This is a genomic window from Streptomyces sp. GQFP (assembly GCF_021545335.1).
Lineage (GTDB): Bacteria > Actinomycetota > Actinomycetes > Streptomycetales > Streptomycetaceae > Streptomyces.
This window is the reverse complement of sequence record NZ_CP089312.1, coordinates 3,249,138-3,275,669: the sequence shown is the minus strand read 5'-3', so window position 1 is coordinate 3,275,669 and position 26,532 is coordinate 3,249,138. Positions and strand designations below refer to the sequence as shown.

At 68.4% G+C, this 26,532-nt stretch carries 28 protein-coding genes; 16 read left to right on the top strand and 12 right to left on the bottom strand.

Features of this window, described 5'->3' with window-relative positions; all coding sequences use genetic code 11:
* Window positions 1-99 precede the first annotated feature (99 nt).
* From LUX31_RS14265 to LUX31_RS14250, 4 genes are all read left to right on the top strand, one after another.
* Complete coding sequence (locus LUX31_RS14265; RefSeq protein WP_235475160.1) at window positions 100-423, top strand: hypothetical protein; 324 nt, start codon at window positions 100-102, stop codon at window positions 421-423.
* Window positions 420-1,775 (top strand): hypothetical protein, encoded by a 1,356-nt coding sequence (locus tag LUX31_RS14260; RefSeq protein WP_235475159.1) that lies wholly within the window; start codon window positions 420-422, stop codon window positions 1,773-1,775. Before LUX31_RS14265 ends, LUX31_RS14260 begins: the two co-directional genes overlap by 4 nt.
* 118 nt (window positions 1,776-1,893) lie before the next feature.
* Window positions 1,894-2,508, top strand: coding sequence for a hypothetical protein (locus LUX31_RS14255; RefSeq protein WP_235475158.1), 615 nt, complete (start codon window positions 1,894-1,896; stop codon window positions 2,506-2,508).
* A 24-nt stretch (window positions 2,509-2,532) separates the two neighbouring features.
* On the top strand, window positions 2,533-3,240 hold the full coding sequence (locus tag LUX31_RS14250) for a hypothetical protein (protein ID WP_235475157.1): 708 nt from the start codon (window positions 2,533-2,535) through the stop codon (window positions 3,238-3,240).
* Window positions 3,241-3,361: 121 nt separating this feature from the next.
* On the opposite strand, the gene LUX31_RS14245 is transcribed toward LUX31_RS14250, so the two are convergent.
* The 3 genes from LUX31_RS14245 to LUX31_RS14235 are packed head-to-tail and all read right to left on the bottom strand — an operon-like array spanning window position 3,362 to window position 4,983.
* On the bottom strand, window positions 3,362-4,015 hold the full coding sequence (locus LUX31_RS14245) for a DUF6082 family protein (protein ID WP_235475156.1): 654 nt from the start codon (window positions 4,013-4,015) through the stop codon (window positions 3,362-3,364).
* A complete protein-coding gene (locus tag LUX31_RS14240) occupies window positions 4,005-4,712 on the bottom strand; it encodes a DUF6879 family protein (RefSeq protein ID WP_235475155.1) in 708 nt (235 codons plus the stop codon). Before LUX31_RS14240 ends, LUX31_RS14245 begins: the two co-directional genes overlap by 11 nt.
* On the bottom strand, window positions 4,705-4,983 hold the full coding sequence (locus tag LUX31_RS14235; RefSeq protein ID WP_235475154.1) for a hypothetical protein: 279 nt from the start codon (window positions 4,981-4,983) through the stop codon (window positions 4,705-4,707). Before LUX31_RS14235 ends, LUX31_RS14240 begins: the two co-directional genes overlap by 8 nt.
* A gap of 189 nt (window positions 4,984-5,172) precedes the next feature.
* Here LUX31_RS14235 and LUX31_RS14230 point away from each other — a divergent pair, with 189 nt between their 5' ends.
* Together LUX31_RS14230 and LUX31_RS14225 are read left to right on the top strand one after the other, a co-directional pair.
* Window positions 5,173-5,496 carry a hypothetical protein gene (locus tag LUX31_RS14230; RefSeq protein ID WP_235479914.1) on the top strand — a complete coding sequence of 108 codons (324 nt, stop codon included), beginning with the start codon at window positions 5,173-5,175 and terminating at the stop codon, window positions 5,494-5,496.
* A 54-nt stretch (window positions 5,497-5,550) separates the two neighbouring features.
* The gene (locus tag LUX31_RS14225; protein ID WP_235475153.1) at window positions 5,551-6,072 is read left to right on the top strand and encodes a GNAT family N-acetyltransferase; all 522 of its coding nucleotides are present in this window, start codon (window positions 5,551-5,553) and stop codon (window positions 6,070-6,072) included.
* On the opposite strand, the gene LUX31_RS14220 is transcribed toward LUX31_RS14225, so the two are convergent.
* A complete protein-coding gene (locus LUX31_RS14220) occupies window positions 6,067-6,555 on the bottom strand; it encodes a DinB family protein (RefSeq protein ID WP_235475152.1) in 489 nt (162 codons plus the stop codon). The two genes, LUX31_RS14225 and LUX31_RS14220, sit on opposite strands and share 6 nt — an antisense overlap.
* Before the next feature lie 94 nt (window positions 6,556-6,649).
* Between LUX31_RS14220 and LUX31_RS14215 the strand changes: the two genes are divergently transcribed.
* Window positions 6,650-7,447: a class I SAM-dependent methyltransferase gene (locus LUX31_RS14215; RefSeq protein WP_235475151.1), complete on the top strand. Its 798-nt coding sequence runs from the start codon at window positions 6,650-6,652 to the stop codon at window positions 7,445-7,447.
* A gap of 522 nt (window positions 7,448-7,969) precedes the next feature.
* Here the strand turns inward: LUX31_RS14215 and LUX31_RS14210 are convergent.
* Complete coding sequence (locus LUX31_RS14210; protein ID WP_235475150.1) at window positions 7,970-8,326, bottom strand: DUF192 domain-containing protein; 357 nt, start codon at window positions 8,324-8,326, stop codon at window positions 7,970-7,972.
* A 690-nt stretch (window positions 8,327-9,016) separates the two neighbouring features.
* On the opposite strand from LUX31_RS14210, the gene LUX31_RS14205 reads away from it, so the two are divergent.
* The 4 genes from LUX31_RS14205 to LUX31_RS14190 all read left to right on the top strand — a co-directional run bounded on the left by LUX31_RS14205 (window position 9,017) and on the right by LUX31_RS14190 (window position 14,021).
* Window positions 9,017-9,793 carry an isoprenyl transferase gene (locus LUX31_RS14205; RefSeq protein WP_235475149.1) on the top strand — a complete coding sequence of 259 codons (777 nt, stop codon included), beginning with the start codon at window positions 9,017-9,019 and terminating at the stop codon, window positions 9,791-9,793.
* A gap of 347 nt (window positions 9,794-10,140) precedes the next feature.
* Window positions 10,141-11,466: a PhoH family protein gene (locus tag LUX31_RS14200; RefSeq protein ID WP_235475148.1), complete on the top strand. Its 1,326-nt coding sequence runs from the start codon at window positions 10,141-10,143 to the stop codon at window positions 11,464-11,466.
* A gap of 397 nt (window positions 11,467-11,863) precedes the next feature.
* Window positions 11,864-12,577, top strand: coding sequence for a transglycosylase SLT domain-containing protein (locus tag LUX31_RS14195; protein WP_443045959.1), 714 nt, complete (start codon window positions 11,864-11,866; stop codon window positions 12,575-12,577).
* 130 nt (window positions 12,578-12,707) lie between these two features.
* The gene (locus tag LUX31_RS14190) at window positions 12,708-14,021 is read left to right on the top strand and encodes an AI-2E family transporter (protein ID WP_235475146.1); all 1,314 of its coding nucleotides are present in this window, start codon (window positions 12,708-12,710) and stop codon (window positions 14,019-14,021) included.
* Between the two features lie 49 nt (window positions 14,022-14,070).
* On the opposite strand, the gene LUX31_RS14185 is transcribed toward LUX31_RS14190, so the two are convergent.
* Together LUX31_RS14185 and LUX31_RS14180 are read right to left on the bottom strand one after the other, a co-directional pair.
* A complete protein-coding gene (locus tag LUX31_RS14185; protein ID WP_235475145.1) occupies window positions 14,071-15,009 on the bottom strand; it encodes a M56 family metallopeptidase in 939 nt (312 codons plus the stop codon).
* Between the two features lie 133 nt (window positions 15,010-15,142).
* Window positions 15,143-15,679: an alkyl hydroperoxide reductase gene (locus tag LUX31_RS14180; RefSeq protein ID WP_235475144.1), complete on the bottom strand. Its 537-nt coding sequence runs from the start codon at window positions 15,677-15,679 to the stop codon at window positions 15,143-15,145.
* A gap of 109 nt (window positions 15,680-15,788) precedes the next feature.
* Here LUX31_RS14180 and LUX31_RS14175 point away from each other — a divergent pair, with 109 nt between their 5' ends.
* The 4 genes from LUX31_RS14175 (at window position 15,789) to LUX31_RS14160 (ending at window position 18,848) form a co-directional block, all read left to right on the top strand.
* The gene (locus LUX31_RS14175; RefSeq protein WP_235475143.1) at window positions 15,789-16,742 is read left to right on the top strand and encodes a hydrogen peroxide-inducible genes activator; all 954 of its coding nucleotides are present in this window, start codon (window positions 15,789-15,791) and stop codon (window positions 16,740-16,742) included.
* A gap of 224 nt (window positions 16,743-16,966) precedes the next feature.
* Window positions 16,967-17,989, top strand: a complete 1,023-nt coding sequence (locus LUX31_RS14170; RefSeq protein WP_235475142.1) for a MarR family transcriptional regulator — start codon at window positions 16,967-16,969, stop codon at window positions 17,987-17,989.
* Window positions 17,990-18,012: 23 nt separating this feature from the next.
* Window positions 18,013-18,411 (top strand): roadblock/LC7 domain-containing protein, encoded by a 399-nt coding sequence (locus LUX31_RS14165; protein WP_235475141.1) that lies wholly within the window; start codon window positions 18,013-18,015, stop codon window positions 18,409-18,411.
* Between the two features lie 8 nt (window positions 18,412-18,419).
* Window positions 18,420-18,848 (top strand): hypothetical protein, encoded by a 429-nt coding sequence (locus LUX31_RS14160; protein ID WP_235475140.1) that lies wholly within the window; start codon window positions 18,420-18,422, stop codon window positions 18,846-18,848.
* Window positions 18,849-18,917: 69 nt separating this feature from the next.
* Here the strand turns inward: LUX31_RS14160 and LUX31_RS14155 are convergent, their stop codons facing one another.
* The 5 genes from LUX31_RS14155 to LUX31_RS14135 all read right to left on the bottom strand — a co-directional run bounded on the left by LUX31_RS14155 (window position 18,918) and on the right by LUX31_RS14135 (window position 23,743).
* Window positions 18,918-21,254 (bottom strand): ABC transporter permease, encoded by a 2,337-nt coding sequence (locus tag LUX31_RS14155; RefSeq protein ID WP_235475139.1) that lies wholly within the window; start codon window positions 21,252-21,254, stop codon window positions 18,918-18,920.
* Window positions 21,251-21,943, bottom strand: coding sequence for an ABC transporter ATP-binding protein (locus tag LUX31_RS14150; protein ID WP_235475138.1), 693 nt, complete (start codon window positions 21,941-21,943; stop codon window positions 21,251-21,253). Before LUX31_RS14150 ends, LUX31_RS14155 begins: the two co-directional genes overlap by 4 nt.
* Window positions 21,940-22,467: a PadR family transcriptional regulator gene (locus tag LUX31_RS14145; RefSeq protein ID WP_235475137.1), complete on the bottom strand. Its 528-nt coding sequence runs from the start codon at window positions 22,465-22,467 to the stop codon at window positions 21,940-21,942. Before LUX31_RS14145 ends, LUX31_RS14150 begins: the two co-directional genes overlap by 4 nt.
* A gap of 65 nt (window positions 22,468-22,532) precedes the next feature.
* On the bottom strand, window positions 22,533-22,799 hold the full coding sequence (locus tag LUX31_RS14140) for a hypothetical protein (protein ID WP_235475136.1): 267 nt from the start codon (window positions 22,797-22,799) through the stop codon (window positions 22,533-22,535).
* A complete protein-coding gene (locus LUX31_RS14135) occupies window positions 22,796-23,743 on the bottom strand; it encodes an SPFH domain-containing protein (protein WP_235475135.1) in 948 nt (315 codons plus the stop codon). The genes LUX31_RS14140 and LUX31_RS14135 overlap by 4 nt, the downstream gene beginning before the upstream one ends.
* A 264-nt stretch (window positions 23,744-24,007) precedes the next feature.
* On the opposite strand from LUX31_RS14135, the gene LUX31_RS14130 reads away from it, so the two are divergent.
* Window positions 24,008-26,449, top strand: a complete 2,442-nt coding sequence (locus LUX31_RS14130; protein WP_235475134.1) for a transglycosylase domain-containing protein — start codon at window positions 24,008-24,010, stop codon at window positions 26,447-26,449.
* The last annotated feature ends 83 nt before the right edge of the window (window positions 26,450-26,532 follow it).

Below are 26,532 nucleotides of genomic sequence, written 5' to 3'. Positions count from 1 at the left end.
GAGGCGGGCATCCATGCGATGTCTCGCAAGCGGAACGGTTAGAGTTCCCTGCCGGTGCCCTACTCGTGGCAGCAGGGGACAGGGAGAGGGGACGAGCGCGTGGCGGACCGGTTGGCCGTTGATGACGATGAGCTCGCGCACTTCATGAAGTTGCTCAAGAAATCCAGTACTTCATTGAAGGGTCTGCGTAAGGCTTTGAGCGATGCCAATGTCAGCGGACTCGGTACGGACGACCTGGACTCCGCGTGCCAAGACTTCCAGGAGGACTGGAAGTACGGCACAGAGCAGATCGGTGAGCAGACCGAGAACCTTGCCAAGATCATCGGAAAGAGCAAGGACAGCTACAACGAGGTGGACAAGGCGCTGGAAGAGGCGCTGAAGAAGGCCCAGGAGGGCAAGGGCAAAGGGGGAGATTCGAAGTGACCTACCCTTCTGGCATCGAGCAGTCGAACGGGCTCCTCGACTCGCAGGCCCGCGCCGACCTTGACAAGCCCCAAGGGCTCAAGTCGCATCCGGGTGTCTCGGGCGTTGCTTACCCGAACCTTGGCTTCAATCCTGCGCCGGGCAGTACAGACATCGTCCACGGCCTCTATGCCAAGCTCGCCAACTGTGCCAAGGTCCTGGAAGACTCCCATGGCCTGGTGACCAAGCTGATGGACGGTAGCTATTGGCAGGGTGACGCGGCCGTGGCCTTCCGGGAGGAGCTCGACGGCGGTCCGTTGCCGCTCAATCTGAAAAACGCTGCACATTCCATCCGCAAGGCCGCCCGGCAACTCGACCGGTGGGAAGGCGAACTCGAAGACTTCCAGCGCCGAGCCAAGCGTTTGGAGGCGGATGCGAAGGACGCGCAGGATGCTCTGGACACGGCCAAGGGCCGGGCGACCAAGGCGGAGGCCGACCCGGATCTGGACAAGAAGGGTTCCCGCCATGATGAGGCACAGAAGTCTCTGACCCATGCGAATACGGCCATGGAGGAGGCGCAGGCTGCCCTTGACGCGGTCATCGGCAAGGCGAAGAAGCTCGCTGAGGAACACGAGGACAAGGCCCGGTACCGGGCAGGCAAGATCAGTGACGCGACGGAGAAACTGGCGCCTCACGAGCCGGGGTTCTTCGACGAAGCATTGGACTGGGTCACCGACAACCTGCCGGACATTCTCAGTTGGGCTGCGGCTGGGCTGGGCATCGCGATCCTTTTCGTAGCCACAGGCGGAACTGCGGCGGCTGTACTGCTCCTGGCCGCGGCTGCGCTGAGCGCGGCGGCTGTCGCCACCAAACTGACGATGAAGCCAGAGATCTGGGCGTCGCTCAAGGACGGGTTCACCAAGGGGGAGCTCGACGCCGACTTTTGGGCGAACATGGTCGGTTTGACGGCAGACGCTCTGGGCGCTTTGCCGGGAGTCGGAGCTGTGGTGAAGGGGGTGCCCGTCGCCCTGCGCGGTGTCAGCGCAGCGGGCGAGGCGCTGACGCTCGGTGAGCGTCTGGCGGCGGCAGGAGGAAAGTCGATGGAAGCTGCCAAGGAATTCACCGGCCTGACGAACCCGTTCACGGAATGGGTGGTAACGAAGGCCCCTCGCCTGGCCACTACTGTCGATGTCGCCGAGGCAGCCGCACCTTGGGCCGGCTTCGCCACAGCGACCTACGGGTTGTCGGCCAGCCTCGTCGACTCATTGGAGAACGATGCTGCTGGAAACGTTGCCACGTCCGTCGACGGCACGTTCCTGGGGCCGATCGATGTCGCCGAAACCGTTGATCTGGCCCGACGTATCTTCCAGTAGCAGGATCAGTAACGTCACATCCACCCCCTCCGTCGGATAGGAAAGCATTCCCATGGGCCCCTCCGATCACCCCACTGCCTGGGATCATGAAGCCACCCGCTCCGCCTGGACAAGGCACATGACGATGAACGTTCTCGGGCAGATCGGATGGACTGTTGCTTATCCGGGTCTGTTCTACATCTTGATCGTCTTCACGTCTCAAGCGTTCGTCTTCCTGTTCCTTCCGTTTATTTTGTATTCCTTGTACCGGTTCGTCGTTCAGATCACTTACTTCCCTGCGGCTCTCCGTATGCGTCGCATCCTGCAGACGTACCCATGGCGGCTGCTCAAGACGGTACCCAGTGGCCTTGGGAAGCATCCGAATGCTGAGGACGACGGAATGTGGTTCGAATTCCGGAACCCGTCCAATTCTGAAGAGAAGATCCCTATGGTGTTCATCAAGCATCAGCGTTCGCATTGGTGGTTGAAGCGCCTCGACGGACCTCGCACCAAGCCACACCGCAGAGCAGAGATCGAGCCGCTCTGGTTTGCGGGTGACCCGCGCTTCCTCGCGGTTGTCGCGGCATCTGACCGTGGTGGCGAGGCACCCAAGCGACTCCACATGCTCTATCAGCGTCCGGTTTTCGACAGCCGCCGCACGCTTGAGACCTGGGATGCGAACAGTGTCGACATCGAACAAGCTCGTCGTGCTGGCGCCCAGTACCTCGACAGCACTTCTCAGCCCCGCGCGTAGCGAAGAGTGCATAGGCAACAGAACATGACGACGCGTACATCGAACCTGGCTATCCACCCGAGCGTCAGAGAACCCGGTGATGGAATCTGGTTCGCAACGCCTGCGGGATTCACGGCCCTGCCACTTGACGCGCTTCTCGCGCCTCCAAATTCCGTCGAGTCGACAAAATTCAGAGAAGCCTTGGACCCTGTCCTGAGTTCGGCTCCGGACGAGGCCTCCCGCCAGCGATTCATCGCCACCTTGGTCGCTGCCCAACGCATGTTCTACCCCATGCGTGCGGAAGGGACAGTCCATTGCTCTTTGGGCGTCCACGGCGATGACACGGACAACGGAGACGGCAGCGTGCTGATTTCCTTGTTCACCGTCACGTGGGTTGATACCTCCTGGGCGCCACGCGGGGTGACCGCGGCTCGGGCCATTGCGGATGCCGAAGGCCTCACGCACATCGAATACACCGAACTCCCCGGTGGCCCGGCTTCATTCAGCGAGACCATCCGCACTCCGACCGCAGAGTCAGGCTTCCCCCAGGAGCCCCTGCTGCAGGTCCATGCTCACCTTCCGCACCCGGATGGCAAGAGCTTGGCGCTTCTTACGATGAGCACGCCTGCTGTTGCCCGGCGCGAGCAGTATCGGGCAATTCTCTGCAAGGTGGCGGAGACAGTCAGCTTTGAGGATCCGTTCGCCCCCGGAGCGAGCGCCGAGGAGGCGGGCAGGGAAGGGAAGACTCGGTGAACGGGCTTCCCTGGGCCCTGGGTGACTCTGGTGCCCGCCGTTACGAGTACAGCCAGCTCTCGGCGTGGGGTCTTCAAATACCGCTTGACCGTTCGTGCTCTGGACATTGTTCGATTCGCTATCACGATGTGGTGTGCCGTGTGACCGCAGCCCGATACCGCCCCTCCACCACCGCATGAAACCGACGCCCCCGCCGAGTCCCAGAAGCAAGCCGCCGAGCCTCCCCACTCACCGCCCAGAACGCTCGACCCGGTTCCGTGCCGAAGACACTGTCGGCGCCCTGGCGTAGGTGTTCCTCGGGCAGGGTGCCCAGTTCGAACATCATCTCCCAGTGGGACAACACCAGGTTCAGGTACAGGTGTTGGCGTCGGGCTGTCACGGACGCGTTGCCGTCCAGGCGGCCCCAGCAGGCCATGAGGTCCGGGTCCGTCATCGCCATGCGTATGAGTTCGGTGTGTGCGGTGCGTACGCCCTGCTCGCGGTTGGCCTTGCTCTCCCTGGCCTGGAGGAAGAGGGACGCCCCGACACCCACAAGCGCGAGCCCGGCGATCAGTGCGGACGCGGCGCCGTACGCCTGGGCGATGTTGCCGACGCGCTGCCAGTCGCGGTCGGAGCCGGGGCCGCTCGGGCCGAAGGCGCGTAGGGCGAGGGGAGAGAGGAGGACGAGGGCTGTGGCGGAGATCAGGGCGAGGACGGTCAGGGAGATACGTACGGTGGGGGACGACCACCGTATGCGGCGTCGGCGTCCCACGCTCTGCGGCGTTTCATCGCTCATCTGCCGGCCTCCGCTCTGCCCGGGCGGTCAGCAGCGGGGCGGTCACCCGGTCGTGGAAGGTGAGCAGCTCCTCGCTTGTGGCAAGGAGCTGCTCGAAATCCCGGCGGCAGGCCTCGATCAGCTCTCGATCGGTGTGACGCACCGCGCCGTCGAGATCACCCTCGTGCGTGTACCTCAGCTCGTACAGAGCGGTGGTCCCGAGGGCCACCAGTTCCGGCATATGCGCTGGGGGGGGGTGTTGCATGCTGGACCGGTTGGGACCGGGCCAGCCATCCTCGGCGGTAATACCAGATGAAATACCAGCTGATGTGATGACGCCGATCTCCTCGCCCAGTTCCGCGCGCAGCCGCAGGATGCTCATCTCCCACAGTACGTAGTCGGACGGCGGGAGTTCGACGATCCGTACGCGGCGGAGTCGGCAACCGCGGGCAGCGGCCTCCTCGTACTGGCGTGCCAGGGCGGGGCGTTCCTCCTCGGCGAGGCGCAGGGCCTCACCCCAGTTGCCCCGCTGGGCTGCCTCCCATGGTGCGTATCCGGGTTCACGGAACCTCTGCCCCGCCTCCAGCTTGTCGACCTGAGAGCAGCGCGGGTACTCCTCTCGGAAGCGGACAAGGTAGTCCGCGCGAGACAGCCGGAGGCCGGATGCCCGTGCCCCCGCGAGGTTGGAGATGGCCGTCGGAGGAGTGCTGTCAGGCATCGGGGATGTCCCGCTTCGCGGACAGAAGTGTGGAGCGGGGGATGATTATCACGCGCTCGTCGGGCGCCACCGAGACGCCTGCCGGCAGTCGGCCCGCGTACGCGTCCGTCGCTTCTCGGCCTATGCAGGCGAAGTCACCGTTGTTGAGTTCCCACATGTCGGGGCAGCTCTCGGTCGCACTGGTCAGTCCCAGCTCCTGCGGTGACTTCCCCAGCCTTCGGGTGAATCCGGCGGCGAAATCCGCTTCCCACGGGCGTTCGGGTGTTCCCATTAAGCTCATCTCCATCTCCCCTGAGGGGTACGAGAGTTGATCATTCGGGCGTGCGTGAGGCTAACAACGACAGACAGGCGCCACAACGGGGCTCACGGACCCGCAGACGGATGGCTTGGGTGAACCTCCGTTGGTTAAGTCGCCCGCATGTCCCTCCGTCTTCGTATGCGTCAAGCCCTCCCCGAAGCCATGCGTGCCCGGGACAAGGTCGCCGTGAGTGCCCTCCGCGCGACCCTCGGTGCCTTGGACAACGCCGAGGCCGTGCCCGTAGACCACACCGCGCTTCGTGGCGTCGCCATTGAGCAGGCGCCAGTTGGTGCCGGTGCCACCGAAGCGGTCCGGCAGGAGCTGAGCGAGAGCGGTGTGGAGGTTGTCGTACGTGCTGAAGTCGCCGAGCGGCTCGACGCTGCCGCCCAGCTAACCTCGTCGCCCGCACACGCCGACCGGGCCGCGCAGCTCCGTGCCGAGGCCGCCGTGCTGCTTCGCTTCCTCGACGAGCCCGGCAGCGTGTAGCCGGCCCCTTCTGTCTTCCCCGCGTTGTCAGTGGCCCCTGCCAGACTCCCCACCATGACGACCGACATCGACGTACAACTCCGCGACGTCACCGAAGCCGACCTGGAGTTTCTTCTCGCCTATGAGCACGATCCCGAAGCCGTTCGGCGGGCGCGGTTCACGCCTCGGCCGCGGGACGCCTTCATGGCGCACTGGAAGTCGAAGATCCTCGGCGACAGCACCGTGTTCGTGCAGACGGTCACCGTGGACGGCGAGCCCGCCGGCAGCATCGTCGCCTGGTGGGACAGTGATCCGGACCTCGGTGAGCGGCGGTTTATCGGGTACTGGCTCGGGCGGCCGTACTGGGGGAGGGGGGTTGGGAGTATCGCCCTCGGGCTGTTTCTGCGGCGTGAGACCAATCGGCCGCTGTACGCCGACCCGTTCGCCGAGAACACCGCCTCCGTCCGCCTCCTCGAAAAGCACGGCTTCCGTCCCACCGGGACGGTCCGTTACGGCGACAACGAACACACCTTGCTCGTCCTCGACGTTCCGGATGCCCAGAACATCCATGACATCCAGGACTCCGCAACGTCATGACGGCCCGTACTCTCCCGTCGCCCCGTCGATCAGCTCCCGCACGATGTCCATGTGCCCCGCATGCCGTGCCGTCTCCGCCGTCATGCGCACCAGGACCCAGCGCAGCGAGCACTCGTCGTCCCGCCAGGCCGGCTTGCCCAGGGTGTCCAGGGGGAGTTCCGTCAGTACGCGGTCGGCGGCGGCGCGGGCCCGGGCGTAGAAGTCGGTGATCTGGGTCTTCGTCTCGTCCGGGGCGGCGCTCATGTCCTCCCCGACGTACGGGTCGAACCAGAGAGGTTCCGTCTGCCTCCCGAACGTCTCCACGAACCAGCCGTACTCCACCGACGCCAGATGCTTCACCAGCCCCAGCAGACTCGTCCCCGACGGTGTCATCGGTCTGCGGACCTGCTCCTCGTCCAGGCCCTCCAGCTTCCACAGCACCGCGTCCCGCTCCTGGTCGAGCTTCGCGCGCAGCGTCGTCACCTCGTCATCGGCGTACAGCATGTCCCGGACCGCCTCTCCTTCTCCATCTCCCGCTTCCGTCTTCGCGGCGGAAATTATCAGCGGCCACCGACAACCGCCTGCGAATATCACCCCCATGGCCACGCCCAACCCCATCCACGCGCCCGCTCTCGCCCCCACTTTCGAACAACTCCTCGCCGAAGGCGCCTCCGTCCCCACCGATGGATGGGACTTCTCCTGGTTCGAGGGGCGGGCCACCGAGGCGCGGCCCTCCTGGGGGTACGCCCGGGCCATGGGGGAGCGGCTGGCCCGGGTGTCCGCCGCGCTCGACCTGCACACCGGTGGTGGTGAGGTGCTCAACACCGCCCCGACGCTGCCCCCGCTCACCGTCGCCACCGAGGGCTGGCCGCCGAACGTCGCCAGGGCCACCGCGCTGCTCCACCCGCGCGGCGTCGCGGTCGTCGCCGTACCGGACGACGCGCCGCTGCCCTTCGCCGACGGCGCCTTCGACCTGGTCGTGAGCCGGCACCCCGTGTCCCCGCCCTGGGCCGAGATCGCCCGCGTCCTGCGACCCGGCGGTACGTACTTCGCCCAGCACGTCGGGCCGTCCAGCGTGTACGAACTCGTCGAGCACTTCCTCGGACCGCAGCCGGACGAGGGGCGCAACGCCCGCCACCCCGACCGCGAGCGCGTCGGCGCGGAAGCCGCCGGGCTGGAGATCGTCGAACTGCGGGCCGAGCGGCTGCGGATGGAGTTCCACGACATCGCCGCCGTCGTGCACTTCCTGCGCAAGGTGATCTGGATGGTCCCCGGGTTCACCGTCGACGCCTACCGGCCCCAACTCCGGGCCCTGCACGAGCGGATCGAGGCCGAGGGGTCGTTCGTGGCGTACAGCAGCCGTCATCTCTTCGACGCCCGCAAGCCGTCCGGCTGACCCGGCCCGTACGCCTCCCACGCCTCTCCCGCGGCGGCCGGTCGACCACGACCTACCGGAGGACCTGCTTCCGCCGCCCTGCCCTCGCCTTTCCCCCGCCCTCCCGCCGCAGCCGCAGAACTGGCGAGTAACTGCCGCCCGGGCCGCCGCGAGCCGCCTTGCTCCGGGCTGCCCTTCCGCGCCGCACCCTCAAAAAATGCGCATCAAACGTCACATCTCATCTCTTATCATCCGCAAACTTCCGGATATCGTTCACCCCCGTCCGAATATTGGCGAAATCTCGGCGAAGCGGATGTGGCCCCGCTTGTCGCCTGCGAGACATGTGTACGTATGCCCGAAAAGGCTTCACGAGGTTTCCACATCGTTATCGCGGAGGTTCGCGAGCATGGGTCGGTGTCGCGTAAATTTAGGTAAAGGTAATTCGCGTGAGCAAAGTGGCGCGGGCGGTACCGCGCAGAGGAGGGGCCTGCGCGGTGCCCTGCCCACCCCTTCCGCACTCGTCGGTGAGCGCCCCGCTCCTGCTCAGCCGTCCTCCGGCGCCGCGTCGTCCGCCCGGATCGTGAGCCGTACGCCCCGCCGCACCCCCCACCTCTCCAGCGCCCCGGCCTCCGCCTCCAGGACCGACCGCACCCAGGGGCGCGGGAGTCCAACTCGCCCCGGACGCATGGTTCTTACCGCCCGGACCCGCGCCTTTCCGTCCAGATAGGCGACGTCGATCGCGAACCGCATCCCGAACGTGTGCACCGAACTCGCGGGCGTCAGCAGCAACGCGCCCTCGATTCCGTCCCGGCCCAGCAGCCCGCGCCGGCGGGACCGGCCCGACTCGGCAAGCTCCAGCGGAACCGGCTCGGGTGTCTCCGAAGTGGTGAACGTGGCCATGGCTGCGAAGTTAGCGACGGCGTCAAGCGGGCGTTCGCGACAGGGTCGCCCTTGGGAGGGATGCCGGGCCCGGGACCCCTCCGTGACACGTCCGGTGCCCGAATGGCCCTGGAGTGGGACGGGTGTGTTCGCAAGAGGGGTGAAACCCGCCGGATCCCTATGGATCATCCCGGATCCCGGGTTTTTTCCTGGGAATCAGCTGTTTTCCGGCCATGATCCCACCAGGAAAACGGGCTCCGGGGGCCATCCGCGCGTCGCCGGGCGACTTCGGAGAGTAGTTGTTCCGCGCCGATGTACGCGGCATCACTCACGAAGGGTTATGGTGGAAGCCCCCCCTCGGGCCGGTCCGTCTCCCCCCCACGGACCGGCCCGTTTTTTGTGCCCGGCCGGAGCAGCCGGATACCGACGCTCCCCTCCCGCCCGGATCGCCCGGACACCCACCCGCCGTCCCCGCCCCGGACACCGGCCCGCCCCGCCCCCTCCCGGGGGCAGTCCCGCCCCGCCCCCTCCCGGGGGCCGCAGGGCGCCCGTTCCCCCGGGCGCAGGACCCCCCGCCCCGCAGCGGTACGCTTCCCCTCCGGGGATCGCCACCCAAGCCGCCCCCGAGGACCACCAAACGGGCAGCGAATCGCGCCAGGGGAATGCGCCCGGCCGCGCCTGTCCGATCCGTACGGAGGGGCTGACAAACACGTGAACCTGCGCGACAACCTGCGCCGGCTGCTGGTCAGGGTCTACACACGCAGGGTGGAAGGCCACCTCGACCACGACCAGGTGCCCAAGCACATCGGCGTCATCGTGGACGGCAACCGGCGCTGGGCGAAGGCCGCGGGCTCCACCACCGCCCAGGGGCACAAGGCCGGCGCTGACAAGATCGAGGAGTTCCTCGGCTGGTGCTCCGAGACCGACGTCGAGGTCGTCACCCTCTGGCTGCTCTCCACGGACAACCTCACCCGTCCGCCGGAGGAACTGGCACCGCTGCTCGGGATCATCGAGGACGTCGTGACCTCCCTCGCCGCCGACGGCCGCTGGCGTGTCCACCACGTCGGCAACCCCGATCTGCTCCCGGGTCAGCTGCAGGCCCAGCTCAAGGAGGCCGAGGAGGCCACCGCGCATGTGACGGGCGGAATACTCGTCAACGTCGCCATCGCGTACGGGGGCCGGCAGGAGATCGCCGACGCCGTCCGCTCGATGATGCTCGACGCCCACGACAAGGGCACCTCGCTGGAGGAACTCGCCGAGAACGTCGACACCGACCTGATCGGCAAGCACCTCTACACCAGCGACCAGCCCGACCCCGACCTCGTCATCCGTACCAGCGGCGAGCAGCGGCTGTCCGGGTTCATGCTCTGGCAGACCGCCCATTCGGAGTACTACTTCTGCGAGGTCTTCTGGCCGGCCTTCCGCAAGGTCGACTTCCTGCGCGCCCTGCGCGACTACGCGGCCCGTCACCGGCGTTACGGCAGCTGAGCCGGGACCGGGTGCGTACCCGGTCGTAATGTCCCGATGAGGTGAAAGTCACCCCCCTTGGGGCGGAAGTAACAAGGAGTTCACCAGCGCGCCGCCATGCGGCGTGGCATGGCGGCGCATGTTCGAGGGCATAAGCCAAGCAGGTCGACACCCGAACCACGGGTGTCGTATCTCAGCGGACGGCACGGGGCCGTCCGCCCGGGAGGCCCTTTGCACCAGCCCGACCGTGTGGTCACAGCACGGGCGAACAGGCGGAGGGCCGGTTCTCGGCCCGCGCACTGCGGCCGTCGACCGGTCCAGATCTCCTTCGTCGCTCCCCGACCTCATCCGAGGGGGTACGTCCTTCCGTGGTGACCAGCACAAAGCGCCGTATGCCAGACCGGCGCACCTATGTTCTCGACACCAGCGTCCTGCTGGCCGATCCAGGCGCTCTGAACCGCTTCGACGAGCACGAAGTCGTGCTGCCGATCGTCGTGGTCACAGAACTGGAGGCCAAGAGGCACCATCCCGAACTCGGGTACTTCGCCCGGCAGGCCCTGCGCCTGCTGGACGAGTTCCGGGTCCGGTTCGGTCGCCTCGACGCCCCGATTCCGATCGGGGAGCTGGGCGGAACCGTCCGTGTCGAGCTCAACCACTCGGACCCCAGCGTGCTGCCAAGCGGCTATCGCCTGGGGGACAACGACTCCCGCATCCTCGCGGTCGCCCGCAATCTGCAGGCCGAGGGGTACGACGTCACCGTCGTGTCGAAGGACCTGCCGCTCAGGATCAAGGCCTCGTCCGTCGGACTCCTCGCCGAGGAGTACCGCGCGGAGCTGGCCATCACGGGCTCGTCCGGCTGGACCGGAATGTCCGAACTGACCCTGGCCGGCGAGCAGGTGGACCTCCTCTTCGAGGAAGGGCACGCCTACGTCCCCGAGGCAGCCGAGATGCCGGTGCACACCGGTCTGACGATCCAGTCGGAGCGCGGCAAGGCCCTGGGGCGCGTGACGTCCGAGGGCAATGTCCGCCTCGTACGAGGGGATCGCGAGGTCTTCGGTATCAAGGGGAGGAGTGCGGAGCAGCGGATCGCGCTCGACATCCTGCTCGATCCGGACATCGGGATCGTGTCCATGGGTGGCCGGGCCGGCACCGGCAAGTCGGCGCTCGCGCTCTGCGCCGGACTCGAGGCCGTGCTGGAGCGGCGGCAGCACCAGAAGGTGATGGTCTTCCGGCCGCTGTACGCGGTGGGCGGGCAGGAACTGGGCTATCTGCCCGGCTCCGAGTCCGAGAAGATGGGCCCCTGGGCCCAGGCGGTCTTCGACACGCTGTCCGCGGTCACCAGCCGCGAGGTCATCGAGGAGATCACCGCACGCGGCATGCTCGAAGTGCTGCCGCTCACCCACATCCGCGGCCGCTCGCTCCACGACGCGTTCGTGATCGTGGACGAGGCACAGTCACTGGAGCGGAACGTCCTGCTCACCGTGCTGTCCCGGATCGGCTCCAACTCACGGGTGGTTCTCACCCATGACGTGGCACAACGGGACAATCTGCGAGTCGGCCGGTACGACGGTGTCGTCGCCGTCGTCGAGAAGCTGAAGGGACACCCGCTCTTCGCGCATGTCACCCTCAACCGGTCCGAACGGTCCCAGATCGCGGCCCTGGTGACCGAAATGCTGGAGGACGGGCACATCTGACCCGAGAGTTCACCTAGTTGGTGAGTTGTTGGCGCCGTCCGGCAAAGGCGAAGAGCCTAGCCGGGCGGCGCTTCCGCGTCTGCGGCTTTCCTCAAATCACCTGGGGCAAACGAGGTGTGAGCTTTCACACTCAACTCAGAATTGCCACCCGGCGTCCGGGTACGGCTAGAGTCTCACTCCTGTCAGGCCCCGCATACGACACATCTGTGCCCCCAGCGATACGGCACCACAGCAGCATCACAGTCAACTCCATACTCCCCGTCGTATGCCGCCCGTGCACCACGCGGCACTCCCCGCAAGGGAGTTGCCCACCGGGCCCGCGTCTCCCGTGACCCCGCAGTTGGGAGGCCAGCGTCTTGGGGCAAGATTGCGTCCGCCAGGGTCACCGAAGCGGGCGATGCTGGAAGGAAACCGTGTGAGCCGGATTTCGGTCCGGGGACTGGCAGTGGCCTCGGCCACCGCGGTCACCGCTGTCGGCGCAGTTACAGGTGTGGCCTCCGGCCAGACCGGCACTCCCAACGACGCCGAGGCACTGGTAGGCGACACCACGCTGCTCACGGACATACCCGTGGGCTCCCAGGCCCAGGTGCAGACCGCGTCCCTGACGCAGCAGGCCGATGTCCAGGCCATCGCCGCGGACGCCACCGCGAAGAAGGACGCCGAGGAGTCTGCGCGCAAGCAGGCCGCCAAGGACGCCGTGGCCAAGCAGAAGGCCGCCGAGAAGGCCGAGGAAGAGGCCAAGGCGCGCAAGGCCGCGGAAGAGGCGGCCAGCCGTTCCGCGACGCGCGACGCGTCCAGCTTCCCGCAGCAGGCCTCGTACACGATCGCCGAAGTCCAGGAGATGGCGCGCCAGATCGTCCCGGCCGACCAGTTCCAGTGCTTCAGCAACATCGTGGACCACGAGTCCAGCTGGAACTACCAGGCGGACAACCCCAGCTCCGACGCGTACGGTCTCGTCCAGGCGCTCCCGGGTTCCAAGATGTCCTCGGCAGGCGCCGACTGGGCGACGAACCCGGCCACCCAGATCAAGTGGGGCCTGAGCTACATGAACGACCGCTACGACAGCCCGTGCGGTGCGTGGAACTTCTGGCAGGCCAACAACTGGTACTGAGCCCTTCCGCATCTCCAGGCTCAGTTCTCTCAACCTTTCCGAGCCCCTCACCGTCCTTAGGTGAGGGGCTTCGGCCATGTACGGTCGGACGCGGACCGCAGAGGGAGCGATGGGGGGACGAGGGCGCATCATGTCGCGAGTGCCGCAGTGGCTCGGCCGGATCGGCACCCGGCTGACCGAGATGGGCGAGCGGTTGGACGAACGCCGGGCCGAGGTGGAGAAGGAACACACGGACGACACCCCCTCCCCGCCGCCACCGGAACCGGCCCCCGAGCACGACGAGCCCTCTGCCGCCCCCACCAGCTCCACCACCCCCGTAGTGCCCGCGATCCGCCCCGAACCCGCCTCCGTGGTCCCCTGGGGCGTACGGGTCGCCGCCGAGGCGGGCTGGCGCCTGCTGGTCCTCGCGGGGACCCTCTGGGTGCTGATGCGGGTCATCAGCGCCGTCCAACTCGTCGTCTTCGCCTTCGTGGTGGCGCTGCTCATCACCGCGCTGCTCCAGCCGGCGGTCGCCCGTCTCACCCGGTGGGGCATGCCGCGCGGGCCCGCGACCGCGCTCACCGCGATCCTCGGCTTCGTCGTGATGGGCCTGATCGGCTGGTTCGTGACCTGGCAGGTCATCGAGAACACCGACCAGCTCTCCGACCAGGTCCAGGACGGCGTCGACGAACTGCGCAACTGGCTGCTCAACAGCCCCTTCCACGTCACCGACAAGCAGATCAACAAGATCGCCGAGAATCTGCGTGACGCGATCGGCGCCAACACGGACGAGATCACGTCGGCGGGCCTGGAGGGCGTCACCGTCATCGTCGAGGCGCTGACCGGCATCCTGCTCGCGGCCTTCTCGACGCTCTTCCTCCTCTACGACGGCAAGCGCATCTGGGAGTGGTCGCTGAAGCTGGTTCCGGCGGCGGCCCGGCCCGGTGTCGCCGGCGCGGGCCCGCGAGCCTGGCGCACGCTGACGGCGTACGTACGCGGCACGGTGATAGTGGCTCTGATCGACGCCATCTTCATCGGCCTAGGCATCTACTTCCTGGACGTCCCGATGGCCGTCCCGCTGGCCGTGTTCATCTTCCTGTTCTCCTTCATCCCGCTGGTCGGCGCGGTCGCCTCGGGCGCCCTGGCGGTGGTGGTGGCACTGGTGACGCAGGGCGTCTTCACGGCGGTACTGGTCGTCGTCGTGGTCCTGGCCGTACAGCAGATCGAGGGCCACGTCCTGCAGCCGTTCATCCTGGGCCGCGCGGTCCGGGTCCACCCACTGGCGGTGGTCCTGTCGGTGGCGGCGGGCGGCATGGTGGCGGGAATCGGCGGCGCGGTGGTAGCCGTACCCCTGGTAGCGGTGACGAACACGGTGGTCGGCTACCTCCACTCGTACTCCCAGGCCCACCCCCAGGGAGGAGCAACGGCCCTGGGAAGTGGCCCTGAGGGGCCGCAGGCCCCGTAAGGGGCGCGGGGAACTGCGCGACCAGCCACAGCGAACCCGCAGACGAAAGTCAGTTGAGCACCTTCAACGCAGGCCCCAAAGCAATCAGCAACGGAACCAACGGGGCCAGCGCGGCAGCCAAAAGCGCAGCAGCGCGATACCCCGCATCCAGCCGAGGCGGCGGCGCCAACAACCGCTCGACCCGATCCCCCAACTGCCCGCGCGTACACGCGCAGGACAGCACACCCCGATGCCGGTTCAGCTCGATCAGCGCGACCGCGGTCGTACGGTGACCACACCGCCGCGACGCCGTGTCGTCCGCGGCCAGTTCGACCAGCCGATACGTCTGGTCCCGGAAGTGCGCGAAGACAGGAACCCGCGGAAACCCGGACGCCAGCGCCTGCGACAGATGCAGCAGCCAGTCGTGACGGGCCCGCGCATGACCGAGTTCATGGGCGAGCACGGCGTCCAGCTCATGGTCGGACAGCCGCCTCAACGCACCCGTGGTGACGACGAGTTGAGGAGTCGGCCCCGGCTGCAGCCAGGCGTCGGGATACTCGTCCTCCAACACCAGCAACGGCCCCCGCGCCGCCGGAAACCCGGCAGGCAGATCCGGCGCTCGCTCCCGCAGATGCAGCCGCCGCAGCCGACGCCGTCTGCGCGCCTCGGCGAGTTCCCGGGCGAGCATGGCGACCGTCCAGGCCGCCCCACAGGCCAGCAGCAGCGTCAGGACGGTGAGCCAGACGGGCGCGGGCCCCAGCCCGTACGCGGCGCTGACGGCGTCCGGCGCCGGTGCGAAGGCATGGGCCCGTACGGTCCCGAAGGCGGCCGCCGTACCCAGCAGCAGGGCGGCGAGGCAGCACGCCAGCACGGTGGCGACCAGGCACTGCCAGACCCACAGCCCGAGCACCGGCTCCCGGTCGGGCCAGCCGGCCCGGGTCAGCACACGCGGCAGGACAGCGGCGGCCGTCAGCGCGACGGCGGCCATCAGCACCAGGACGACGGTCATTGCGGTGGCTCCCTCAATCGGAGAAACACGGTCCTCGCGGCCGGTACGACGAAGGCGGCGACGAACGGAGTGAGGGTCCGCCCATTGTCGGACGTACCGCCTGCCGCGTCCAGTCGCCGGAGCCGCTCACCCCTCAGCGCTCGGCGAGAATCTCCTCCGCGTCCAGCGTCGTGCCGACCGCCTGCACGACCGCCGCGATCCTGAACGCCTCCTGGACCGTCTCCCGGTCGACACCCGACCCGCGCAGCACCCGCTCGTGCGCGTCCAGGCAGGTGCCGCAGCCGTTGACCGCCGACACCGCCACCGACCACAGCTCGGCGTCGGTCCGCTCGACGCCCGGATCGCCGAGCACGTTCGCCCGCAGCCCGGTGCGCAGCCGGGCGTACTCCGGGTCGGAGAGCTGATGGCGGGTGCGGTGGAAGACGTTGTTCATCGCCATGACGGCCGCGGTGGACCGGGCGGCCGTGTACGCCGCCGGCGAGAGCCGCGCCCTGGCCTCAGGCCCCAGCTCGCGCAGCACACGCGGCGAGCGGGACGCGATCGCGGAGACCAACAACGTGCCCCACAGCTGCTGCGGGGTGAGCCGGGAGCGGTCGACGACCGAGCCCAGGTTGAGGCGCAGGTCCGCCGCGAAGTCCGGCAGGGCAGACTTCAGTTCCGCGATGCCCATACCCACTCACCACCATTGATCAGGTGAATCACTACACTCATCCATGTTGATCCGCAAAAACTATCAGCGAAACCCAGAAAACCATCGGTCGGGAGTCGGGAGTACGGGCATGGCCGCCGCCAAGACCACCGACGGGCGCCGTCGCCCCAGTCTCGCCCAGCTGCGCGCCTTCGTGGCCGTCGCGGACCACCTGCACTTCCGGGACGCCGCCGCCACGATCGGCATGAGCCAGCCCGCCCTCTCGGGTGCCGTCTCGGCACTTGAGGAGGCCCTCGGCGTCACCCTCGTCGAGCGCACCACCCGCAAGGTGCTGCTGTCGCCCGCCGGTGAGCGGCTCGCCGTACGCGCCCGGGCCGTGCTCGACGCGGTCGGCGCGCTGATGGAGGAGGCCGAGGCCGTGCGCGCGCCCTTCACCGGGGCGCTGCGGCTCGGGGTGATCCCCACCGTGGCGCCCTATCTCCTGCCCGCCGTCCTGCGCCTCGTCCAGGACCGCTACCCGGCCCTCGACCTCCAGGTCCACGAGGAGCAGACCGCCGGACTCCTCGACGGCCTGACCACCGGCCGCCTCGACCTGCTCCTGATCGCCGTACCGACCGGCCTGCCCGGCATCCTCGAACTCCCCCTGTTCGACGAGGACTTCGTGCTCGTCACGCCCCTCGATCACCCCCTCGGCGGGCATACGGACATCCCGCGCGAGGCGCTGCGCGAGCTGGACCTGCTGCTCCTGGACGAAGGGCACTGTCTGCGCGACCAGGCGCTCGACATCTGCCGTGACGCCGGGCGCGCGGACGCTCCGGTCACCACCACGGCCGCCGGTCTGTCCACCCTCGTCCAGCTCGTGGCCGGCGGCCTCGGCGTGACGCTGCTGCCGCACACCGCCGTCAGGGTCGAGGCGGGCCGCAGCGACCAGCTCCGCACCGGCCGCTTCGCCGCCCCGGCCCCGACCCGCCGGATCGGCCTCGCGATGCGCGCGGGCGCCGTGCGGGGCGCGGAGTACGAGGGACTGGCGGTAGCTCTGCGGGAGGCGCTGCGGCCGTTGCCCGTACGGGTGCTGGGCGACTGAACCGGTCACCGAACCGGTGACCGTTCGGTCAAATGAGCGTCGAACAAAGACCGTTCAGTGACGCTTCGGCGGCGAGAGAATTCAACTTCCGTCAGGTAGCGAGACCCCGGCCGGAATATGCGCCCGGACTGATACACATACCCCCTCAGTGCTACGCGTCAGGCGTATGTGCGAAATGCCCAGGTGAATTGGCAAGGGGAGTGATGTCGGTCATCCGCGATTCCGTGTCCGAATCCGACGCCGATTCCCTCGGCCGGATCGGCTACCACGTGCTGCTGGGCGCCCTGGCCGAGTGCGGGCGCGAGGAGTTCACCGGGGCGCTGCGCGCGGCCGGCAGTCCCGGCGGGACCTTCCACTTCCGCCGCGGACTCGTCGTCGGCGCCGAGAGCCCGGGCGCCCCGGGCCCCGAGGCCCTGCTGCTGCGGTCCCGCCGGATCAGCGGTGAGGAGTGGGCCGAGCTGGTGCGCGAGGCCGGGGGAGCGCGCTGGCCCGGCACGGAGCTGATCAGGCACGGGTACGCGGGCGCCGCCCAGTTACGGGTCGTCTGCATGATGGCGTTACGGGACGCCGTCTTCGCGGTCGTCGCCGGCCGCGTGGACGCCTGCGAACGCGACCCCGGGGCCGAGGCGCCGGCCCCCGTCCCGGTGGGCGAGGGCCCGGTCCGCCTCCTCCAGGACGCCAACCGCAAACTGGCCGCCCTCGCCGCCCTGCCCCACCCGGTACGCCCCAACCGCGAGCGCCCGAGCCCGGGTTCGGCGCCGGCCGCCGTGGACGAGGGGCGACTCACCCCCGTACAGCGGGAGTTGATCGCCGAGGCCGACGGCCGTCGCACCGCCCGTGACCTCGCGTTCCGTACCGGTCGGGGGGTGTACACGGTGACCGTCGAGGTGGCGCGGATGCTCGGGGCCGGGCTTCTGGAGTGCGCCGAGGGACCCGCGCCCCTGCCGGTCGTACGGGTGCCGGCGGAGGGCCTACGGCAGCGCAAGCCGCCCCCGCCGGCACCTCCTCCATCACCGCTCCCGCCACCACCGCCCCTGCCACCCCCGTACGTCGACCCCGCGGTCGTCACCGCGCTGGCCGCCGTCCTCGCCTCCGACGCGCAACCGGTACCGAAAGGTCCTGCTCCCGCACTGCCCCGCCGTGAACCCGGCGCCAGTGGCATCACCGAATCTCTCGCCCCGGAAAAGCGTGGGACGAGCTGGAAAGGGTTCTTCCGCATGCGGAACGGAACTCATGGAAATTCATAGAAGCCCATAGGGGAGTTGAGTGCATGGACCACAAAGCGCTGGCCATGGAAATGCGCGACCTGCGTGAACAGGTGGACGGAATAACCGATACGGCCGTCGCCGCCACCGACGGACTGCTCATCGCGGCGGACACCGCCGAGTCGATCGACCCCGAGGGCCTCGCCGCCCTCGCCGCCGCCGGACTCGGCCTCGCCCGACGGGCCGCCCAGGCGACCGGCCGGGGCACCCTGCGCCAGACGGTCACCTACGGCAGCCAGGGCTGCGCCGCCTTCTACGCCGTCGGCGACACCGCGCTGATGGTCGTACTCGGCGACGAGGGCGTCGACCTCGACCGGCTGCACCGGGCGACCCAGCCGGCGCTGCGGCGCATCGGGTCGATCCTCACCGCGACGGACTCCTCCGTGGCGACCGAAGGAGTGTGAAGGAAAGGATGGGGACGAAACGCATGACCACAGGTTTCTCCGACCAGGTCATGGGCCTGGTCAAGTCGCTCCGTACCGATGCCCCCGAGTGTGTCGCCTCGGGCGTCGTCGACATGTCCACCGGGATGCTGCTCTCGTACGAGACGGTCGACAACCATCCGCCCGAGGTGCTCGACCTGCTGGCGGGCGCGACCCTCGACCTGTTCCAGGGCCGTACGGTCGTGATGATCGAGGACGTGTTCAAGGAACGCCGGGGCGTCCAGAGCGACCAGCACTTCTTCCAGGAGATCCTCGTCAACAGCGAGAACCTCACCCACCTGTTCGTGCGGCTGAACGAGCAGCAGGACGTCGTCGCCGTGGTCGTCTGCCGCAAGGCGGTCAACGTCGGGATGCTCTTCGCCCAGGTGCGACGGGTGGTCAAGGAGTACAGCCTCTGAGCGGAACGGGCGGAACGCCGACGGGCCCCTCGGGGGGAGGGGCCCGTCGGCGTGCGTGCGCGGGGAGCGTCACTCCGTACGCAGGCCGTCCGCGCGCATCAGCCGCAGCAGCGGCGGCAGGCTCAGCAGCGTCACCAGGAAGACGACTCCCGCGCCGATGCCGGTCATCGCCAGTACGGCGGTCCAGTCGACGTGGATCGACGTGCTCGTCATCTTCAGCAGGACCGCACCCAGGGTGAGCCCCACCGCCGACGCCAGCAGCAGCCCCAGCCCGATCGGGATCGCCGTCTGCCACAGCACCGACAGGCTCAGGGTGCGCCGCCGGGTGCCGAAGGCGACCAGGGACGACAGCAGCTTCCTGCGTTCGCGCAGCTGCTCCAGCTGGGAGACCAGCAGGCTCACCCCGATCAGCAGCAGGACACAGGTGGCGCCTACGAACAGGCCGGTACGGATCGAGTCGAACCGCTCGGAGCGGTCGCTCGACGTCCAGGTCATCGGCTCCGACAGCCGGTCGATCTTCATGGACGTGTTCCGGACCAGGTCGCGGGCGTCCGCCACCTCGGGGTCGAGGCCGATGTAGATCAGTCCGGGGGCCCGCGCCACGATCTCCTCGGGCAGGGCGCCCGGCGTGGCGAGGATGCCGCCGCCCACGACCCCGGACGGGTCCTCGATCGCGTCGGCCTGCTGGACGTTCGCCGGCACCGTCCAGGCGACCGCTGGGTGCTCGCTCTCGGTGTAGGTCGGGCTGATGTACAACGTGCGGCCCGGCTTGACCAGTTGGGGCGTGTCCGCGTCGTACCCCTCCCGGCCGCCCCGCGTGGCGAAGGAGTCGCCGTCGCGGCACGAGGGGAGATTCCCCACGGCTCGCAGCGCCGTGCAGTCGCCGATGGTCAACTCGATGTACTTCTCCGGGTCCTTGGCCTTCTCGCTCACCGAACCACGGGACAGCACGGTGACCTTGCGGACGCCCTTGGTCTCGGCGAGCTGCTTGCCCGCCTCCGTGAGCAGGGCACCGTCCGGCAGGTCGATCTCCATCTGGGCCCGTGTGAGGTCCTGCTCCGCAGGGGTCGTGTAGGCGCCGGAGACCCCCGAGAAGAGCATCTGGAGGGCGATCGCCCCGGCCACCGCCACCGCGATGCCGCTCACCGTACGGGCCGCCATGCCGCTGCTCAACTGGAGCCGCCGGACGGCCAGTTGCCAGGCAACCCCGCCGGAGCCGAGCCTGGCGACCACGGCCTCGATGACCCAGGGGAGGAGAGCGGTCACCCCGATGAGCAGGAGCATGACACCGGTGACGACGAGGAGGTCGTTGAACTCCCCGCTGTTGTTGCCCTGTCCGATCATGGGGTAGAGCGCGGCGATTCCGCCGAGCGGCAGCAGCAGCCGCCACCACAGCCGGCGCCGCGGCGGCCGGGCCGTGCGCACCACGCCCAGCGGCTCGATCACCACACCGCGCAGCGTGAACAGGGTGACCAGCACCGCGGCCACCGGCACGGCGACCCCGACCAGGACGGCCAGCGCGGGCGACGGGTTCAGATCACTGGGGAACACGCTCTTGTCGAGGATCTCGACGGAGCCCGCGGCCTGCCGGCCGATCAGGAAGAAGGCGGCGCCGAGGACGAGCCCGACCGCGGCGCCCGCGAAGGCCTCGCCCGCCGCGATCCGCCGGGTCATCCGGCCGTCGGCCCCGACCAGCCGCAGCGCGGCCAGCCGCCTGTCACGCCGCTCACCGCCGAACCGTACGGCCGTGGCGATGAAGACGCCGACCGGCATCAGCAGCACCACGAAGACGACGAGGGTGAGGAGCAGCAGGACGGGGTCCATGCCCTCGGACGACGGATAGAGATCCCCGAACCGGTCGATCCGGGTCACCGCACCGTTGTCGAGGTGCTTCCCGAGATCGTCGGCGCCCCGGTAGAAGGAGAGTTCGGCCGGTCCGAGGAGCCCGGCCTCGCCGATGGTGCCGACGATCCGGTCCGGCAGCCGCTCCCGCAGCAGCTCGCCCTCGCCGGACTTCAGCAGCCGTTCGAGAGCGGGGGAGGCGATCATCTCCCCGACCGCCGGGAACCTGTCGATCCCCGGGGGCAGGGGCGCCCGCGCTCCCTCGGGTTCCAGTTCCCGGCCGCGGATGTCGTCCGCACGGAAGGTCGTGTCGACCATCGCCACGATCACCGTGTTGTCGGCCTTCGGCATCTGCGTCTCGACGTACATGACGTTCGAACGGTCGCTGGCGCGGTCGCGCCGGTCCGCCAGGGCGCTCGGGACGGCGGTCGTCAGCAGCAGCAGCGCCACCCCGAGCCCGACCCCGACGGCCGTCAGCAGGACCCGCATCCACCCCTCGCGCCCGCCCGAGAAGGCGAACCGGACCCCCATACCCAGGTCCCTCGTCCACTGGCGCACGCTCATACGACGCGCTCCATGTCCCGCGACTTCCCGTCCCGTACGACGATCTCGCGGTCCGAGTAGGCGGCCACCCGTGCCTCGTGCGTGACAAGCACGACGGCCGCGTTGGTCGACCGGGCGGCCTCGGTCAGCAGCTCCATCACGCGCTCGCCGTTGAGCGAGTCGAGCGCGCCGGTCGGCTCGTCGGCGAACAGCACCCGGGGGTTGGTGACCAGCGCCCGCGCGACCGCGACGCGCTGCCCCTGCCCGCCGGACACCTCGCCGGGCCGCTTGCCCTGGAGGTCGTCGACCTCCAGCCGCTCCATCCAGGACAGCGCGGTCCGCTCGGCCTCCTTGCGGGAGGTCCCGCTGAGCCGCAGCGGAAGGGCGACATTCTCGACGCACGTCAGTTCGGGAACGAGTTGCCCGAACTGGAACACGAACCCGAACTCGGAGCGCCGCAGCTGACTGCGCTGGGCGTCGCTCATCCCGGCCAGTTCACGCCCGTTGTACGTGATGGAGCCGGAGTCGGGCGGCACGATCCCGGCGAGACAGTGCAGCAGGGTCGACTTGCCGGACCCGGACGGGCCCATCACGGCGACGACCTCGCCGGCGTGGATCGAGAACTCGGCGCCGTCCAGCGCGTTGGTCGGACCGTAGGCCTTGCGCAGCTCGCTCGCGGCGAGCAGGGAACCGGTAGGAACAGTGGTCATCGGGCCGTCACCGCCAGAGCGAGCTTGTCGAGACGCGCGGCGGTCAGTTCCAGCCAGCGCAGATCGGCTTCGAGATGGAACAGGGCGTGGTCGCAGACGAGTTGGTCGGCGAGGTCGCCCTTGCGCTTGCGCTCGGTCAGGATGCGCATCATCCGCAGATGCTCGGAGCGCTGCGTGTCGAGGATGTCACCGGCGTTCCGGTGCGTGAGCAGGGCGAGGACGACCTTGGTGTAGAGGACCGACTGCAGATACGGCTCGGGCTTCTCCGGCGTCGCGAGCCACCGCTGTACGTCGGTGATCCCGGCGTCGGTGATCGCGTACCGCTTGCGCTCGGGACCGTCGCCGGCCTCGATCCCGTCGACCTCGACGAGCCCGTTCTTCAGCAGCCGGGACATCGTCGAGTAGACCTGCCCGTAGTGCAGCGGGCGATCATGACCGAACTTCTCGTCGAAGGCCCGCTTCAGGTCGTAACCGTGCCGGGGGCCGGACTCCAGGAGTCCTAGAAGGGTGTGACCGATGGACATGGGCAGGACTATACACAGTGGGTATACGTCGCGTGTATACCCACTGTGTATAGGGTCGATTTTCCTTAGCCTGTTGGGGGTTGGGGTCTGGGGGCGGAGCCCCCAGGGGGACGCCCGCGCCGAGGAATGGGCCCCGCCTCCCCAGGCAGTCGACCGGCCTCGGCCAACGCCCGCCGCAACACGAACTCGATCTGCGCGTTGGCCGAGCGCAGCTCATCCCCCGCCCAGCGGGCCAGCGCCTCGTACACGGCAGGGTCCAGCCGCAACAGCACCTGCTTGCGCTGTTGCTGCGGCCGGCGCTGAGGGGCCGGCTCCTCGGAAGGAACGGTCACTGGTACAAGGACCCCGTGTTCAGGACCGGCTGCACCGCACGGTCACCGCACAGCACCACCATCAGGTTCGACACCATCGCCGCCTTACGTTCGGAGTCCAGCTCCACGATGTCCTGCTCGGTGATCCGGGCGAGCGCGGCCTCGACCATGCCCACCGCGCCGTCCACGATCTGCCGCCGCGCCGCGACGACCGCCCCCGCCTGCTGCCGCTGGAGCATCGCCGAGGCGATCTCGGGAGCGTACGCGAGGTGGGTGAAGCGGGACTCGATGATGTGGACGCCGGCCGCCTCCACGCGCGCGTGCAGCTCGACGGCCAGCTTCTCGGTGATTTCCTCGGCGTTGCCGCGCAGCGAGAGCCCGTCCTCGTCATGGGCGTCGTACGGGTACTCGATGGCGATGTGCCGGACGGCCGCCTCGGTCTGGGTGGCGACGAACTCCAGGAAGTCGTCGACCTCGAAACTGGCCTGGGCGGTGTCCTGGACCTTCCAGACGACGACGGCGGCGAGTTCGATCGGGTTGCCGTAGGCGTCGTTCACCTTGAGGACGGCGGTCTCGTGGTTGCGTACCCGCGTCGAGATCTTGGAGCGCGAGGTGAGCGGGTTCACCCAGCGCAGCCCGTCCTCGCGGATGGTCCCCCGGTACCGCCCGAAGAGCTGGACGACCCGGGCCTCGCCCGGCGCCACCATGTTCAGACCGCACATGGCGATGAAGGCGGAGAGGCTGATCAGGATGCCCAGGACGATCAGGGCGGCCTTGGCGCCGCTCCCGGTCACCGCCGTCGCGCCGACGATCATGCCGACGCCGATCACGACGCCGAGCAGTCCCATCAGCAGGGCGAGCCCGCCCCCGATGCTGTGGGCCTGGAACTCCCGGACCTGGGGATCGGGCATGTCGGGCAGATCGGTCGTCGGTGTGGAGTCGTGCGCGGAGTCGTGTGTGGTCATGGGTGGTGCCCCCGTTTCTCGGCTGTCACGGCCAGAGCCTAGCAAGTCGCTAACTAAGTGATATCACTTTAACCTGCTCGGCAACCTTCCGCAGCCCCTGGTAGTCGGTTCCAGTGAGGCTGGTGCTGATTGTCACGTCCGTAAAACACCGGATCGGAATCTCGTCGTCTTATCCGACGGTGTTAGTTTTCGGAGCTGACCTGTGCCACGAGCCTGTGTGACGTACGAGACGGAACACAAGAAGGAAGCGGAGCGAAGCGACCCATGGGACGAGCGGAAGAGAGACGAGCGCGGCAGCATCGCGGTGGCCGCCGCGCGGCGCCCAAGCGCTCGACCAGAGACGCGGCGACCGAGACCGAGACCGAGGCCGGGACCGAGAGCGCGACCGGCACGGCCACCGCGACCGCGACCGCCACCGAGACCGAGCCCATGGGCAGGGCGGCGAGCAGGGCCGCGGCACGCGGCAGAAGTGGCAAGGCGGGCAAGGGCGGTAAGAAGGACGGTAAGAGTTTCTTGCGCCGCATGTTCACCTGGAAGAAGATCCTCGGCACGTTCTTCGGCTTCCTGCTGCTCGGCATGGGCGCCTTCGTCGTGCTCTACGTGATGATCGACGTGCCCGCGGGCAACGCCGCCGCGGAGAAGCAGAGCAACGTCTACAAGTACAGCGACGGCACCGTCCTCGCCCGTACCGGCACGGTCAACCGCGAGATCGTGGACCTGGCCGACGTGCCCAAGAAGGTCCAGCTCACCTTTGTCGCCGCCGAGAACAAGTCGTTCTACAAGGACGCCGGCGTCGACTTCAAGGGCACCACCCGAGGTCTGATCAACACGCTGTCCGGCAAGGGCAAGCAGGGTGGTTCGACGATCACCCAGCAGTACGTCAAGAACTACTACCTGGACCAGAACCAGACCATCACGCGCAAGCTGAAGGAACTGGTCATCTCACTGAAGGTCGACCGCAGCAGGTCCAAGGACTACATCCTCGCCGGCTACATCAACACCAACTACTACGGCCGTGACTCCTACGGCATCCAGGCCGCCGCGCAGGCCTACTACCGGGTCGACGCCAAGAAGCTCAGCGTCGAGCAGGGCGCCTACCTCGCCGCGCTGCTCCAGGCGCCGAGCCAGTACGACTGGGCCGTCGCGTCCCCGACGAGCAAGAAGCTGGTCACCGCCCGCTGGAACTACGTACTCGACAACATGGTCGAGGAGGGCTGGCTCGACAAGACCGAGCGCGACGCCATGAAGTTCCCGGTGCCGAAGGATCCCAAGGGCGCCCCGGGCCTGGAGGGCCAGACGGGCTACCTCGTCGACGCCGCGAAGGCCGAGATGGCCAAGCAGCTCGTCTCCCAGGGCACGGCGGACGACACCAACAGCGCGAACGCACTGATCGACGCGGGCGGCTGGACGATCACCCTCAACATCGACCGGAAGAAGCAGACCGCGCTGGAGTCGGCCGTCAAGAGTGAGCTGACCAGCAAGCTCGACGCGAAGAAGCGCAAGGTCGACGGCAACGTCCAGGCCGGTGCCGCGTCCGTCGACCCGAAGACCGGGCGGGTGGTCGCGCTGTACGGCGGCACCGACTACTTCAAGCACTTCATCAGCAACGCGACCCGGCGTGACTACCAGCCCGCGTCCACCTTCAAACCGATCATCCTCGCGGCGGCCATGGAGGAGAAGGCGAAGACGCAGGACGGCGACCTGATCGACCCGAACACCATCTACGACGGCACGAGCGGCCGGCAGGTCGTGTCCGACGGCAAGAAGGTCGGCTTCGCCCCGCCGAACGAGGACGACGACGACTACGGCGACGTCACCGTCCAGGAGGCGATGAACAAGTCGATCAACTCGGTGTTCGCACAGATGGGCGTCGACGTCGGCATGTCCGAGGTCATGAAGGTCGCCGACGAACTCGGCCTGGACACCGAGGGGTTGCAGGCGGTGCCCGCACAGACCCTCGGCACGATGGGCGCGAGCCCGCTGGAGATGGCCGGCGTCTACGCCACCCTCGACAACCACGGCCGCAAGGTCACCCCGGCCGTCGTGAAGTCGGCCGAACACAAGGACAGCACGGTCGAGATGCCCTCCCCGCTGGGCGAGCAGATCATCACCCGCGAGGCCGCCGACGCGGTCACCTCGGTGCTGACGGGCGTGGTCGACGACGGTACGGCCAAAGCCTCGGTGGCCCAGGCTGCCGGCCGCAAGGGGCAGCAGGTCGCGGGGAAGACGGGTACGTCTGACAAGAACAAGTCGGCCTGGTTCACGGGCTACACGCCGGGCCTGGCCACGTCCGTAGGTTTGTTCGGCGAGGATGTCAAGATCCCTGCTCAGGTTCCGCTGTACGGGGCGGGAGGCTTCCCCCGGGTCAACGGCGGTGGCTACCCGGCGAAGATCTGGGCGACGTATACCTTCGGCACGATGGGCAAGGTGACCAAGTTCGACCTGGACACCACGCTGGGCGCGGGCGTGAAGGCGACCCCGACACCGACTCCGACCCGGTCGGAGACGCCGACACCGACGCCGACTCCGACCGAGTCGGAGACGCCGACCCCGACACCGACCCCGACCCGGTCGGAGACGCCGACCCCGACACCGACTCCGACCCCGACGACCTCGGCACCGACGACCTCGGCACCGACGTTCCCGGAGGAGACCCCGACGGGCGGGATCACCCTGGATCCCCCCGATCCGGACGAGGACCAGTAGCGACGTACCGCACATACGAGAGGGGGCTCCCGGTGATCACCGGGAGCCCCCTCTCGTATGTGCGGTCAGCCGCGTCGCGGTCC

Excerpts from the sequence above, each read along its gene's own strand:
- LUX31_RS14255 (WP_235475158.1), top strand. The coding sequence starts at position 1,894 with ATGACGATGAACGTTCTCGGGCAGATCGGATGGACTGTTGCTTATCCG.
- LUX31_RS14250 (WP_235475157.1), top strand. The coding sequence starts at position 2,533 with ATGACGACGCGTACATCGAACCTGGCTATCCACCCGAGCGTCAGAGAA.
- LUX31_RS14245 (WP_235475156.1), bottom strand. The coding sequence starts at position 4,015 with ATGAGCGATGAAACGCCGCAGAGCGTGGGACGCCGACGCCGCATACGG.
- LUX31_RS14240 (WP_235475155.1), bottom strand. The coding sequence starts at position 4,712 with ATGCCTGACAGCACTCCTCCGACGGCCATCTCCAACCTCGCGGGGGCA.
- LUX31_RS14235 (WP_235475154.1), bottom strand. The coding sequence starts at position 4,983 with ATGGGAACACCCGAACGCCCGTGGGAAGCGGATTTCGCCGCCGGATTC.
- LUX31_RS14230 (WP_235479914.1), top strand. The coding sequence starts at position 5,173 with ATGCGTGCCCGGGACAAGGTCGCCGTGAGTGCCCTCCGCGCGACCCTC.
- LUX31_RS14225 (WP_235475153.1), top strand. The coding sequence starts at position 5,551 with ATGACGACCGACATCGACGTACAACTCCGCGACGTCACCGAAGCCGAC.
- LUX31_RS14220 (WP_235475152.1), bottom strand. The coding sequence starts at position 6,555 with ATGCTGTACGCCGATGACGAGGTGACGACGCTGCGCGCGAAGCTCGAC.
- LUX31_RS14215 (WP_235475151.1), top strand. The coding sequence starts at position 6,650 with ATGGCCACGCCCAACCCCATCCACGCGCCCGCTCTCGCCCCCACTTTC.
- LUX31_RS14210 (WP_235475150.1), bottom strand. The coding sequence starts at position 8,326 with ATGGCCACGTTCACCACTTCGGAGACACCCGAGCCGGTTCCGCTGGAG.
- LUX31_RS14195 (WP_443045959.1), top strand. The coding sequence starts at position 11,864 with ATGCTGGAAGGAAACCGTGTGAGCCGGATTTCGGTCCGGGGACTGGCA.
- LUX31_RS14190 (WP_235475146.1), top strand. The coding sequence starts at position 12,708 with ATGTCGCGAGTGCCGCAGTGGCTCGGCCGGATCGGCACCCGGCTGACC.
- LUX31_RS14185 (WP_235475145.1), bottom strand. The coding sequence starts at position 15,009 with ATGACCGTCGTCCTGGTGCTGATGGCCGCCGTCGCGCTGACGGCCGCC.
- LUX31_RS14180 (WP_235475144.1), bottom strand. The coding sequence starts at position 15,679 with ATGGGCATCGCGGAACTGAAGTCTGCCCTGCCGGACTTCGCGGCGGAC.
- LUX31_RS14175 (WP_235475143.1), top strand. The coding sequence starts at position 15,789 with ATGGCCGCCGCCAAGACCACCGACGGGCGCCGTCGCCCCAGTCTCGCC.
- LUX31_RS14165 (WP_235475141.1), top strand. The coding sequence starts at position 18,013 with ATGGACCACAAAGCGCTGGCCATGGAAATGCGCGACCTGCGTGAACAG.
- LUX31_RS14160 (WP_235475140.1), top strand. The coding sequence starts at position 18,420 with ATGGGGACGAAACGCATGACCACAGGTTTCTCCGACCAGGTCATGGGC.
- LUX31_RS14155 (WP_235475139.1), bottom strand. The coding sequence starts at position 21,254 with ATGAGCGTGCGCCAGTGGACGAGGGACCTGGGTATGGGGGTCCGGTTC.
- LUX31_RS14150 (WP_235475138.1), bottom strand. The coding sequence starts at position 21,943 with ATGACCACTGTTCCTACCGGTTCCCTGCTCGCCGCGAGCGAGCTGCGC.
- LUX31_RS14145 (WP_235475137.1), bottom strand. The coding sequence starts at position 22,467 with ATGTCCATCGGTCACACCCTTCTAGGACTCCTGGAGTCCGGCCCCCGG.
- LUX31_RS14135 (WP_235475135.1), bottom strand. The coding sequence starts at position 23,743 with ATGACCACACACGACTCCGCGCACGACTCCACACCGACGACCGATCTG.
- LUX31_RS14130 (WP_235475134.1), top strand. The coding sequence starts at position 24,008 with ATGGGACGAGCGGAAGAGAGACGAGCGCGGCAGCATCGCGGTGGCCGC.